The organism is Bradyrhizobium sp. AUGA SZCCT0222, from assembly GCF_018130205.1.
Classification (GTDB): domain Bacteria; phylum Pseudomonadota; class Alphaproteobacteria; order Rhizobiales; family Xanthobacteraceae; genus Bradyrhizobium.
Genome location: NZ_JAFCLX010000037.1, coordinates 19,630 through 31,668, shown reverse-complemented (window position 1 = coordinate 31,668; position 12,039 = coordinate 19,630). Strand labels below are relative to the sequence as shown.

General features: G+C 62.8%; 9 protein-coding genes. 1 reads left to right on the top strand and 8 read right to left on the bottom strand.

Annotated features, from left to right (window positions below; translation table 11 throughout):
• Nucleotides 1-74: 74 nt before the first annotated feature.
• Together JQ629_RS26780 and JQ629_RS26775 are read right to left on the bottom strand one after the other, a co-directional pair.
• Nucleotides 75-1,280 carry a serine hydrolase domain-containing protein gene (locus tag JQ629_RS26780; protein ID WP_249135292.1) on the bottom strand — a complete coding sequence of 402 codons (1,206 nt, stop codon included), beginning with the start codon at nt 1,278-1,280 and terminating at the stop codon, nt 75-77.
• Between the two features lie 184 nt (nt 1,281-1,464).
• A complete protein-coding gene (locus JQ629_RS26775; protein WP_212415183.1) occupies nt 1,465-2,028 on the bottom strand; it encodes a TetR/AcrR family transcriptional regulator in 564 nt (187 codons plus the stop codon).
• Nucleotides 2,029-2,162: 134 nt separating this feature from the next.
• Between JQ629_RS26775 and JQ629_RS26770 the strand changes: the two genes are divergently transcribed.
• On the top strand, nt 2,163-3,398 hold the full coding sequence (locus tag JQ629_RS26770) for an MFS transporter (protein WP_212415182.1): 1,236 nt from the start codon (nt 2,163-2,165) through the stop codon (nt 3,396-3,398).
• A 64-nt stretch (nt 3,399-3,462) separates the two neighbouring features.
• Here the strand turns inward: JQ629_RS26770 and rpmG are convergent, their stop codons facing one another.
• The 6 genes from rpmG to topA all read right to left on the bottom strand — a co-directional run bounded on the left by rpmG (nt 3,463) and on the right by topA (nt 11,708).
• Nucleotides 3,463-3,630 carry a 50S ribosomal protein L33 gene (gene rpmG, locus JQ629_RS26765; RefSeq protein WP_027537094.1) on the bottom strand — a complete coding sequence of 56 codons (168 nt, stop codon included), beginning with the start codon at nt 3,628-3,630 and terminating at the stop codon, nt 3,463-3,465.
• Between the two features lie 126 nt (nt 3,631-3,756).
• Nucleotides 3,757-5,082, bottom strand: a complete 1,326-nt coding sequence (locus JQ629_RS26760; protein ID WP_212415181.1) for an LLM class flavin-dependent oxidoreductase — start codon at nt 5,080-5,082, stop codon at nt 3,757-3,759.
• Nucleotides 5,083-5,305: 223 nt separating this feature from the next.
• Nucleotides 5,306-6,043 (bottom strand): NUDIX hydrolase, encoded by a 738-nt coding sequence (locus tag JQ629_RS26755; protein WP_212415180.1) that lies wholly within the window; start codon nt 6,041-6,043, stop codon nt 5,306-5,308.
• A 140-nt stretch (nt 6,044-6,183) separates the two neighbouring features.
• Nucleotides 6,184-6,624 carry a DUF983 domain-containing protein gene (locus JQ629_RS26750; RefSeq protein WP_212415179.1) on the bottom strand — a complete coding sequence of 147 codons (441 nt, stop codon included), beginning with the start codon at nt 6,622-6,624 and terminating at the stop codon, nt 6,184-6,186.
• Complete coding sequence (gene rnr / locus JQ629_RS26745) at nt 6,612-8,948, bottom strand: ribonuclease R (RefSeq protein WP_212415178.1); 2,337 nt, start codon at nt 8,946-8,948, stop codon at nt 6,612-6,614. Before rnr ends, JQ629_RS26750 begins: the two co-directional genes overlap by 13 nt.
• Entirely contained in the window at nt 8,949-11,708 is a 2,760-nt protein-coding gene (gene topA / locus JQ629_RS26740) for a type I DNA topoisomerase (protein ID WP_212415177.1), read from the bottom strand.
• Between the last annotated feature and the right edge of the window lie 331 nt (nt 11,709-12,039).

The window sequence follows — 12,039 nt, the reverse complement described above, 5'->3', positions numbered from 1 at the left end:
CAATCTTCGCACGACACCGCGCTACATTGAGGCCAATCCGGAGGCGCAGGTAAAGATCGTGGAGCTAGTCTAGCCTACCGCCCGCGCTTCACCGCATCGTAGGCCAGCCGCTTGAACTCGAACGAGAACGGGTGGACGAACGCCATCTGGCGCTGCGCCATCATCACGCCGGCCATGTTATGTCGCGGCGAAATCCACCATTGCGTGCCGGCGACGCCGCCCCAATAGAGCTCGCCTGATGCATCCGGGTGGTCGAACGGCGTCGGCTTGACGATCAGGCCGCCGGCCAGCGTGTGCGCCTTGCCGGCCTGTTCGCCCATCAGTGCAAAGCGGATCCACTGACCATCCGGCAACTGGTTGGTCATGATCTGCGCGATCGTCTCCGGCTTGAGCAGGGTTTTGCCGCCGGGCAGCAGGCTGCGGATCAGCGCGACCATGTCGGGCAGCGTTGAGACCAGACCACCGCCGCCATTGAGCCGCGCAATGGGCCGCAAATAGGCGCCGGGGAAGGGCGCGTTATCGATTCGCGTCAGGCCCGGCTTCATCGGCTCCATCATGTCAGCGCCGGCGTAGTACGCGACCAGTCTTCCATGATCCTTTTCCGGCACGACAAAGCCCGTATCGACCATGCCCAGCGGATCGAGAATGCGCGCCTGAATGAACCTGTCGAAGCTTTGGCCGCTGATCACTTCCACCAGCCGCGCCACCACGTCGATGGCAAGCGAGTATTCCCAGGACGTCCCTGGCTGATAGATCAGCGGCAGGTCCCCCAGCACATCGACCATCTGGGCCAGCGTCGTCAGGGGATTGTGGACGCCGCGCTCGTTGAGCGCCTTGAAGATCGTGGTGCCGGGATCGAAGAAGCCGTAGCTCAGGCCGGAGCTGTGGCTGAGCAGTTGCCGGATGGTGATCGAACCCTTCGCCGGCTCCGTGTCATCGAGCGAGGTTGCGCCAGGGCGTAACACCTTTCGATTTCCAAGCTGCGGAATAAACTTCTCGATCGGGTCATCGAGCCCAAATTTGCCTTCCTCGAACAGCAGCAATGCGGCGCAGGAAGTGATCAGCTTGGTGTTGGAAAAAATCCGAAAGATGTGGTCGGGCCGTAGCGGCGTCTGCGCTTCCTTGTCAGCCCAGCCGACGCAATTGACATCAACTAGATCGCGGCCGACCATGACAGCCCAGGAGATGCCGGACAGCAGATTGCCGTCGATATAGCGCTGCATCGCCGCTTGGGCCGGTTTGAAGTCGTAACCCTTGGCGGTCACCGTCAAGTCTTCCATGGTGTTTCCTTGCTTGCGCCGTTTGGTCTGCTGTCATCCCTGCGAACGCAGGGACCCATAACCACCGGCTTTGATTGTAGCAAGGTAGCTACCACATCGCCCCGTCGAAAGGCCACGGCGTATGGGTCCCCCGATGCGCTATTGCGCATCTGAGCGTTCGCAGGGACGACGATGGACGATGATCTCAGCCGACCTTCACTCCGGCATGCTTGAGCAACACCGTTGCGGCTTCTTTCGCCGCGCGCGCCATCGCCGGATCGTTGCGCACCAGATCCTGCGCGATTGAGCCATCGACCAGCACGGCCAATTGCGTCGCCAGCGCCTCCGCGTTCGCAACGCCGAGCTGCACCAGCAGATCGCGAAACCAGAGACGGCGGCTTTCCTTGAACGCGATTGCGATCTTGCGGACGGATTTATCCTCGCCGCCGAGTTCGGCCACCGCGTTGACGAACGGGCAGCCGCGAAAATCCCTGGCTGCAAAGCGCCGCTCCAGCGCATCGAAGGTGCCGAGAATCTGTTCGACGGGTGGCTTGTCTGACGGTCGAGGCTGCACGCAGCGGCGTGCCAGATAGGCCGATATCAACGCATCCTTGGAGGGGAAGTGGTTGTACAGCGTGCGCTTGCTGATGCCGATTTCGGCCGCGATGGTATCGACGCCGACCGCACGAATCCCCTGCAGATAGAACAGTCTATCCGCGGTTTCGAGAATCCGGTCCTTCATCGCCGGTTTGGCGGGCAGGGGTGCCATGCGTGCGCGCGATATCCTTCCGCCTTGACAGTCGGGAGCCCTTATAGACTAGTTACACAGGTCTGTGTACCTATTTCAGGTTTCAATTGCAGGACGCGGCTTTTGAATCGCGGCCGCTAGGGAGAATAAAAACAATGGCCCTGCTGCAAATCCTGCGCCCAACGCTCCCGATCCTGATCGGCGCCTCGCTGATGCTGACCTTGAGCATGGGCCTGCGGCAGAGTTTTGGTATTTTCATGCAGCCGCTGACGAAGGACATCGGAATTTCGGTGTCGGATTTCACCTTGGCGCTTGCCGTGCAAAACCTCGCCTGGGGCTTCCTGCAACCAGTCGCCGGCGCCTTGACGGTGCGCTACGGCTTCCGCCCGATCATGATCGTGGGCTCGCTGCTGTACATCGTGGGCCTTGCCCTGATGGCGACTGCGCAGGGGATGATCCCGATCCTGATCGGGGCGGGTGTGTTGATCGGTTTCTCGCTGGCCTGCACGGCCAATGCGATTGCGATGTCGGTGGCGGCGCGCGCCGTGCCGGCCACCGTGCGCAGCACCGTGATGGGCATGGTCTCGGCGGCAGGATCGCTCGGCGCATTGGTGTCGGCGCCGATCGGGCAGCTGTTGAATGAAGGTTTTGGCTGGCGCGCCGGCGTCGCCGGCTTTGTGATCCTGTCGCTGTTCATGCTGCCGGCGGCCTGGTACGCGGGCAGGGCCGACAAGATCCCGCTGCCGCCCAAGGCCGCCGACGACATCGGCGACGCTTCGGCTGCAACCGCCGCAAAGATCGCGTTCGGCAATGCATCGTTCGTGGTGATGACCTGCGCCTATTTCGTCTGCGGCATGCAGCTCGTGTTCCTCACCACGCATCTGCCGTCCTATCTTTTGATCTGCGGCCTCGATCCGATGCTGAGTGCGCAGACGCTCGGCATGATCGGCGGCTTCAACGTGCTGGGCAGCCTGTTCTTCGGCTGGGCCGGCCAGCGCTGGAACAAGCTGGCGCTGCTCGGCGGCATCTACATTTTCCGTTCGATCGCGCTCGCCTGGTACTTCATGCTGCCGGCAACGCCGGCGACCACGCTGTTGTTCGGCGCGATCATGGGGTTCCTCTGGATGGGCGTCGGCCCGCTGGTGGCAGGCGCCGTCGTCGAAATGTTCGGCCTGAAATGGCAGGCGATGATTCAGGGTCTCGCCTTCATGAGCCACCAGATCGGCTCGTTCCTCGGCGCTTACGGGGGAGGGCTGATCTACGACCAGCTCGGCTCCTACACCATGGCGTGGCGGATCGGTGTCGCGCTGGGCCTCGCCGGCGGCATCATCCAGGTCGCGTTCGCGCTGATCAGGCCGAGCGAACCGCCACGACAGATGCAGGCGGTTTAGAGCACGCCAGAATCAAAAACGGGGCCTGAGGCCCCGTTTAAAACAAATCAGCAGCGTAGTACGCTTACTTGATCTTCGATTCCTTGAACTCGACGTGCTTGCGCGCGACCGGGTCGTACTTCTTCTTGACCAGCTTGTCGGTCATGGTGCGCGAGTTCTTCTTGGCGACGTAGTAGAAGCCGGTGTCCGCCGTGGAAACGAGCTTGACCTTGATGGTGACCGCTTTGGCCATTGTTCAGAACCCTTGATGTGTGAAAATCGGGTGCCGGCCAAATCGGCCCGCATTTGCCGGGCAACCTAGCTTCTGATCGCCCAAAGTCAAGGTTTCCAGGGCAAATACCGGTATGAATCCGGGCAATTAACCCTCAAAGAACCGGTTTTTCGGCCTCGGCAGCCCCAAATTGTCCCGCAGGGTCTTGCCCTCATACTCCTTGCGGAAAATCCCGCGCTTTTGCAGTTCCGGCACCACCTTGTCGACGAAATCGTCGAGACCGGCGGGCAGGAACGGGAACATGATGTTGAAACCGTCGCTGCCGCGGCTGGTCAGCCACTCCTCCATCTGGTCGGCGATCGTCACCGGCGTGCCGACGAAGGAGAGCCCGCCGTAGCCGCCGACGCGCTGGGCGAGCTGACGCACGGTGAGCTTGTCGCGCGCCGCGACATCGACCAGGCGCTGGCGGCCGCTCTTGCTGGCATTGGTCTCGGGGATGTCAGGCAATTGTCCGTCTGGATCGAAACCGGAGGCGTCGGTGCCGAGCTGAACCGACAGCGAAGCGATGGCGCTGTCGTAATGCACCATGCTGTCGAGCTTTGCGCGCTTCTCCTTTGCCTCATCGACGCTGTCGCCGACCACGACGAAGGCGCCCGGCAGGATAACGAGATGCTCGGGGTTACGGCCGATCTTTTCCATCCGGCCCTTGATGTCGGCGTAGAGTTTTTGGGCATCGGCTAGAGAGCCGCCGCCGGTGAACACGGCTTCCGCGGTCTCTGCCGCCAACTGCCGGCCGTCGTCGGAGGCACCGGCCTGCACGATCAGCGGCCAGCCCTGCACCGGGCGGGCGATGTTGAGAGGGCCGCGGACGCTCAGATATTTTCCCTTGTGGTTGAGCACGTGCATTTTGGCGGGATCGAAATAGAGGCCGGATTCGACATCGCGCACGAAGGCATCGTCGGCAAAGGAATCCCACAGGCCGGTGACCACGTCATAGAATTCGCGCGCGCGCTTGTAGCGCTCCGCGTGCTCCATGTGATCGTCGAGCCCGAAATTCAGCGCGGCGTCCGGATTGGAGGTGGTGACGATATTCCACCCCGCACGCCCATTGCTGATGTGATCGAGCGAGGCGAAGCGCCGCGCGACATGATAGGGCTCGTCGAACGTGGTTGAGCCGGTTGCGATCAGCCCGATATGCTCGGTGGCGCCGGCCAGCGCCGACAACAGCGTGAACGGTTCGAACGAGGTCACGGTGTGGCTGCGCTTGAGCGCATTGACCGGCATGTTCAGCACGGCCAGATGATCGGCCATGAAGAAGGCGTCGAACTTGCCGGCTTCCAGTTTCTGGATCAGTTTCTTGATATGCGGGAAATTGAAATTGGCGTCCGGCCAGGCCCCGGGATAGCGCCACGCGCCGGTGTGGATAGAGACCGGCCGCATGAACGCGCCGAGCTTGAGTTGCCGCTGTGCCATCGCCCCGTTTCCGTGTTCGTGGGTGTTGAGGAAAGAGATAGGCATGGGTGAAGGCCGCGCCATCGGGCGAGACGGGAAGAATCTTGCAATTTAAGGGATCGGGAGAGAAGGATTCTACGCCGCCAATACCGTCATTGCGAGCGAAGCGAAGCAATCCACATCTCCGCACGGGGAAAGATGGATTGCTTCGCTTCGCTCGCAATGACGCTGTGAGAGCCGAGCCCTACGCCCCCAGCACGTCCTTTTGCATCTTGCCGCCGTAGAAATGAAAGAACGGCACCGGGGCGTCGTGGCGCAGCGGGCCGGTGGCGAGGCGGCGGTCGAGTTCGGCGAGCACGTTCTTTGTCATGGCATGTGCGTCAGCGAGCGGTTTTGAACCGATCTCGACCCAGACCAGTTCTACCAGTTCGGCATCGGCGTGGATCACACCCTCGACCTTGTGAGCGATGGCCGATGCATCAGCGGTGAAGAAGCGGGTGTCGAAACGGCGGACGCGGCCGGGCGGGGTGATTGCGCGTGCGATCAGGAACAGGCTGGACGGATCTGGCAGCAGGCCGGCTTCCGAGAACGGCTGCCAGGCGCCTTCGAGTTTCACCGGCTTTTCGACCTTGCGCCCGAGGCAAAGCCCGGTCTCCTCGCATGCTTCACGGATCGCGGCCACGGCAAGCGCGCGCGCGCGCGACGGCGCGATCTTCGGGCTGCCCTTCAGCAGATTGGCTTCCAGTTCGCTGGTGATGGGCGCGGCAACGGGAACGCGGTTGTCAGACTTGTCGACGCGGCCGCCGGGGAAAACGTACTTGCCCGGCATGAACACCACATTGTCGTGGCGTTTGCCGACCAGCACCTTCGGCTTGTCGCCGCTCCGGTCGATCAGGATCAGCGTCGCGGCATCCTTCGGTCGGAAATAGGGATGGTGATCGGCTTCTTTTCCTTCGACGATTGCAGGCGCTGCTTCGGTCATTCCATCCCCGTTCAGTCTCTTGTTGTTCTTGGTTTAGGCAGAGCGTTTTCGAGCGAAGTGGATACCGGTTCGCGTGAAGAAAACGCGTCAGAATAAGAACCTAGAGCTTCGGTTCTGATGCAATCAGAACCGATTATGCTCTAGACCGGTGGAATGTCGCTAGGGGCATTTTCGTCAAAGCCATGCATGCGCAGCGCCCATTGGAAGCCGACCACGGCGCCCTTGACCGGTTGCAGCAGCAACAGCGACGAGAGGAAGGTGAAGGGCAGGTAGATCGCCATCTGCAGCCAGATCGCCGGTGAATAATTGGTTTCCACCCACAGCACGACCGGTATCACGATGTGGCCGACGATGACGATCACGAGATAGGCCGGCAGATCATCGGCGCGGTGCGGCGTGTAATCGAGTCCGCAGGTCTTGCAGTGGTCGTCGACCTTCAGGAATGCCCGAAACAGCTTGCCTTCGCCGCAACGCGGGCAGCGGCACATGAAGCCGCGCTTCATCGCGGTCCAGAGATCGCGCTTTTCGCCCTTCACGGATTCCCTGGTCCAGACTGTCGTCGCGGGGCTCACCGTTTCCATGACTTGCCTCTCTTCGATTTGCCGGGCTTGGCTTTGCCCTTGCGATCCTTCGGATGCGGGCTGCGGCCCGGACGCGTCTTCGATGGCGTGACCGGGGCGTTCGAACCTTCGCGGCGGCCGCCCTGTTTTCTGCCGCGCGGAATGACCTTGCCTTCAGATAGTAACTCGAACCGCAGCGCGCCAGCTACAGGTGCTGCTTCTACCAGACGTACGTCGACAACGTCCCCCAGCCGGTGCATGGCACCGCTGCGTGAGCCGACGAGCGCATGGCGCGTCTCGTCATAGTTGAAATATTCGGTTCCGAGCGTGCGGATCGGGATCAGCCCGTCGGCGCCGGTATCAGACAACTTCACGAACAGTCCGGCGCGGGTGACGCCGGAAATGCGGCCCTGGAACGTCGCACCGATGCGGTCGGCGAGGAAATGCGCGATCAGCCGGTCGGCCGTCTCGCGCTCGGCCTTCATGGCGCGGCGTTCGGTGACCGATATCTGTGCGGCGACTTCGCTCAGCGTTTCCAGCGTTTCGGTGTCCGGCAGCGCGCCTTCGCCGAGGCCGAGCGCGCGGATCAGCGCGCGATGCACGATCAGGTCGGCGTATCGCCTGATCGGCGAAGTGAAATGCGCATAGCGCCGCAGGTTGAGGCCGAAATGGCCGTAATTCTCCGCAGAATATTCCGCCTGCGCCTGCGAGCGCAGCACCACTTCATTGACCAGCGGCTCATAGTCCTCGCCGCGGACCTGGCCGAGCACGCGATTGAACAGCGCAGGACGCAACGCGCCGGCTTTCGCAAACGGCAGGTCGAGCGTCTTCAGGAATTCCTGCAGGTTATGAACCTTCTCCTGGCTCGGCTCGTCGTGCACGCGGTAGATCAGCGGCAGCGCCTTCTTCTCCAGCATTTCGGCGGCGGCGACATTGGCGAGGATCATGAACTCTTCGATCAGCCGGTGCGCATCCAGCCGCTCCGGCACGATGACGCGATCGACGGTGCCGTCGGGCTTCAGAAGTATCTTGCGCTCCGGCAGATCGAGATCCAGCGGATCACGCTCATCGCGCGCCAGCTTTACCAGTGCATAGGCCGTATAGAGCGGTTTGAGGATCGGTTCGAGCAGGGGGCTAGTCGTGTCGTCGGGGCGGCCGTCGATTGCGGCCTGCGCCTGCGCATAGTTCAACTTGGCGGCGGAACGCATCAGCACCCGGTGAAAACTGTGCGAGCGCTTGCGGCCGTCAGGTCCGATCACCATCCGCACCGCGAGCGCGCCGCGCGGCTCGCCCGGCACCAGCGAGCACAGATCGTTGGAGATGCGCTCGGGCAGCATCGGCACCACGCGGTCCGGGAAATACACCGAATTGCCGCGCGTCAGTGCGTCGCGATCGAGCGCCGAAGCCGGCCGCACATAGAACGCGACATCGGCGATCGCGACATGGACGATGTAGCCGCCCTTGTTGTTCGGATCGTCATCGGGTGCGGCATGAACGGCGTCGTCATGGTCCTTGGCGTCGGGCGGATCGATGGTGACGAGCGGTACTTCGCGCCAGTCCTCGCGACCCTTGAGGATAGCCGGCTTTGCCTCCTCGGCTTCGTGCAACGCGGATGGCGTGAAGGCTTGCGGAATGTCGTGGGCGTGGATCGCGATCAGGCTGACCGCTTTCTCGGTCGCGAGTGAGCCGAGCCGTTCCTTCACCTTGCCGGACGCCAGGCCATAGCCGCGCGTCCGCACGAGATCGACGCTGACGAGATCGCCATCCTCGGCGCCGCCGGTGTCTGAGCTTGCGATGTTCAATTCGCGCCCGGCCTGCTTCTTGTCGACCGGCACCATCCTTCCGCCGCCATCGGGCAGCTTCCGAAAAATGCCGAGCAGGCGGGTGCGGGCGTGGTCGATGACCTTGATGACGCGTCCGCGATAAGGCGTGCCTTCGGTCTCGTTGGTCTTTTCGACGCGGAGCAGCGCGCGGTCGCCGACGCCGGCGGCGGTGCCCGGTTGCGGGCGGCGCGGGACGTGAATGCGGATCTTCGGTGGCGCGCCGAATTCCTCTTCATCCCATTCGGTGGGGGTGGCGAGCAGTTCGCCGTCGGTATCGCGGCCGGTGATGTCGGCCATCACGGTCGGCGGCAACGCGGCGGGCTCGAGAACCTTGCGGCCGCGCTTGGCGATGGTGCCTTCGTCGGCGAGTTCGCGCAGGATTCGCTTCAGCTCGACGCGGTCGGCATTCTTCAGGCCGAACTCGCGGGCGATCTCGCGGGTGCCGATCTTGCCTGGATTCGCACGGATGAAGGCAACGATGGCGTCCCGGGCCGGAAAGCCATTGTCGTGTTTTCTCTTCACTTATCCCCGGGCCTTGCCCGCGCTCTTCTTCGCAGGCGTTTTGGGTGCTGCTGCAGGCTTTGCTGCTGAGGTCTTTGCCGCAGACGCGACCGGCGCGCGCGCCTTGCTGACGGCTTCCGATTTCGGCTTCGCCGCAGCCTTCTTCACCGCGGCCTTCTTGGCGGGCTTCGGTGCGTCTGGATCAACAGGGGCTTTGGCGGCTTTCTTCTTTGGTGCGGCTTTCTTTGCGCCACGCTTCGGCTTGCCGCCACCCTTGGCGGCGCGTTCGTCGATCAAAGCGATGGCTTCGGCGAGTGTAATGGTGTCCGGCGTCTTGTCGCTCGGGATGGTGGCGTTGACGCCGCCGGCGGTCACGTACGCGCCGTAGCGGCCGTTCTTGACGGCGACACCGCCGAGGCTCGGGTGCTCCCCGATCGGCTTGCCCGGATCGGCTCCGAAACGGCGGCCGCTCGGGCCCTTCAAGATCTTTTCGGCGATCAGCGTCACCGCGCGATTGAGGCCGATGTCGAACACCTCGTCGCCGGCCTCCAGGCTCGCATAGGTCTTTTCGTGGCGCACGAACGGGCCAAAGCGGCCGATACCGGCGGTGATCGGCTCGCCGGTTTCCGGATGTTTTCCAATTTCGCGCGGCAAAGACAGAAGCTTCAGGGCCAGTTCCAATTCCATATCGCCGGGCGACATGTTCTTCGGGATACCGGCGCGCCGCGGCTTTTCACCCTCGGCATAATCCTTCTGCTCGCCGAGCTGGATGTAGGGGCCGAAGCGGCCGGCCTTCACCGTGACGTCGAGATCGGTTTCGGGATCCTTGCCGAGAACGCGGTCGGCGCTGGCTTCGCTGTCGGCGGCGAGCGGGCGGGTGTGACGGCATTCCGGATAATTCGAGCAACCGACGAAGGCGCCGAACTTGCCGGCTTTCAGGTTGAGCTTGCCGGTGCCGCAGGTCGGGCACTGCCGGACATCGCCGCCATCCGCGCGCGGCGGATAGATGTGCGGGCCGAGCATGTCGTCGAGCGCATCGAGCACTTCGGAGACGCGAATATCCTTGATGTCGTTGACCGCGCCGGCGAAGCCGGTCCAGAAATCCTTCAGCACCTGCTGCCAGGAAATCTCGTTGTTGGAGATGCGGTCGAGCTGCTCTTCCAGATTGGCGGTGAAGTCGTACTCGACATAGCGCGCAAAGAAATTTTCCAGGAACGCGACCACGACGCGTCCCTTGTCCTCGCCATGCAGCCGCTTCTTGTCGAGCTTGACGTAGCCGCGGTCCTTCAGCACCTGCAGGATCGAGGCGTAGGTCGAGGGACGGCCGATGCCGAGCTCTTCCATGCGCTTGACCAGCGATGCCTCGGAGAAGCGTGGCGGCGGTTCGGTGAAATGCTGGGTGACGGCGAGGTCCTGCCGCTTCAGCGCTTCGCCCTGGCTCATGGCGGGGAGGCGGCGGCTGTCCTCATCGTCGGCGTCGTCGTCCTTGCCTTCCTGATAGAGTGCGAGGAAGCCGTCGAACTTCACCACTTGGCCGCTGGCGCGCAGGTCAAGCACGCGTGAGCCGGCCTTGGCTGATATGTCGACGGTGGTGCGTTCCAGTTCGGCGGATTCCATCTGGCTCGCGATGGTGCGGATCCAGATCAGCTCATAGAGCTTGGCCTGATCGACATCGAGACGCCGGCGCATTTCGGCTGGACGGCGCGACATATCGGTCGGGCGGATCGCTTCATGCGCTTCCTGCGCGTTCTTGGCCTTGGTCTGGTACTGGCGCGGCGCCTCCGGCACATAGGCGTTGCCGTAATCCTCGCCGATCACCTTGCGGGCCTGGGTGATGGCCGAGCCGTCGATCTGCACGCCGTCCGTTCGCATATAGGTGATGAGACCGGTGGTCTCGCCGCCGATATCGATGCCTTCATACAGGCGCTGCGCGATCCGCATCGTATGCGCCGGCGCAAAGCCGAGCTTCCGGCTGGCTTCCTGCTGCAGCGTCGAGGTGGTGAAGGGGGCCTGCGGATTGCGGCGGGCGGGCTTGGCTTCGACGGTCGAGACCGTGAAGTTGGCGGCCTCGATCGCTTTTTTGAGGTCTTCGGCTTCGGCGCCGGTGCCGATATCGAGGCGCTGGATCTTCTTGCCGTCGGCGCCGACCAGCCGCGCCTCGAATGTGTCACCGCGCGGCGTCGTCAATGTGGCCACCAGCGACCAGTATTCGCGGGGGACAAATTTTTCGATTTCAAGTTCGCGGTCGCAAACCAGCCGCAACGCCACCGACTGCACGCGGCCGGCCGAGCGGGCGCCTGGCAGTTTGCGCCACAACACCGGCGACAGCGTGAAGCCGACCAGATAGTCCAGCGCCCGGCGCGCCATATAGGCGTCGACCAGCGCGCCATCGATCTGGCGCGGCGACTTCATCGCATCGGTCACCGCTTGCTTGGTGATGGCGTTGAACACCACGCGCTCGATCTTGTGGTCCTTCAGCGCGCGCTTTTCCTTCAGCACTTCGAGCACGTGCCAGGAGATCGCTTCGCCCTCGCGATCAGGGTCGGTTGCGAGAATCAGCCGGTCGGCGCCCTTCAGGGCCTTGGCGATATCGTTGAGCCGGCCTGCCGCCTTGGGGTCGATCTCCCAGATCATCTGAAAATTGGCGTCCGGATCGACCGATCCGTTCTTGGCGGGGAGGTCGCGAACATGGCCGAACGAGGCCAGAACCTCGTAGGAGGCGCCCAAATATTTGTTGATCGTCTTGGCTTTCGCCGGCGACTCCACAATGACGATATTCATGTCATTCCAATAGCTTACGGGAAAAGATAAAGGCCGGTTCCGCGAGACTCGCGACCGCCGTTTCGACCCGAACATGGGTGGTGAGGCGGCCCCTGTCAAATCGACAGATATTGAGGAGGGGCCAGAAAGGGGTCTTGGACGTCCGAACTTATATACAGGAAGTTGCGAATTGCGCCCTAGAGTTGCGCCCGCAAAGGGGTTATTTCTCGTCCATATTCTATGGGATTGGGTGCATTTTATTTGAGCAAGGCAGGGGGCGGCCGGAAGCGCACCGCTTCGGGCAGGAATCGGCGATCGCCAGAGGTTGAATCAGGTGAGGAGGGCGGCCCCG

Excerpts from the sequence above, each read along its gene's own strand:
- JQ629_RS26780 (WP_249135292.1), bottom strand. The coding sequence starts at position 1,280 with ATGGAAGACTTGACGGTGACCGCCAAGGGTTACGACTTCAAACCGGCC.
- JQ629_RS26755 (WP_212415180.1), bottom strand. The coding sequence starts at position 6,043 with ATGACCGAAGCAGCGCCTGCAATCGTCGAAGGAAAAGAAGCCGATCAC.
- JQ629_RS26770 (WP_212415182.1), top strand. The coding sequence starts at position 2,163 with ATGGCCCTGCTGCAAATCCTGCGCCCAACGCTCCCGATCCTGATCGGC.
- JQ629_RS26750 (WP_212415179.1), bottom strand. The coding sequence starts at position 6,624 with ATGGAAACGGTGAGCCCCGCGACGACAGTCTGGACCAGGGAATCCGTG.
- JQ629_RS26775 (WP_212415183.1), bottom strand. The coding sequence starts at position 2,028 with ATGGCACCCCTGCCCGCCAAACCGGCGATGAAGGACCGGATTCTCGAA.
- JQ629_RS26760 (WP_212415181.1), bottom strand. The coding sequence starts at position 5,082 with ATGGCACAGCGGCAACTCAAGCTCGGCGCGTTCATGCGGCCGGTCTCT.
- topA (WP_212415177.1), bottom strand. The coding sequence starts at position 11,708 with ATGAATATCGTCATTGTGGAGTCGCCGGCGAAAGCCAAGACGATCAAC.
- rpmG (WP_027537094.1), bottom strand. The coding sequence starts at position 3,630 with ATGGCCAAAGCGGTCACCATCAAGGTCAAGCTCGTTTCCACGGCGGAC.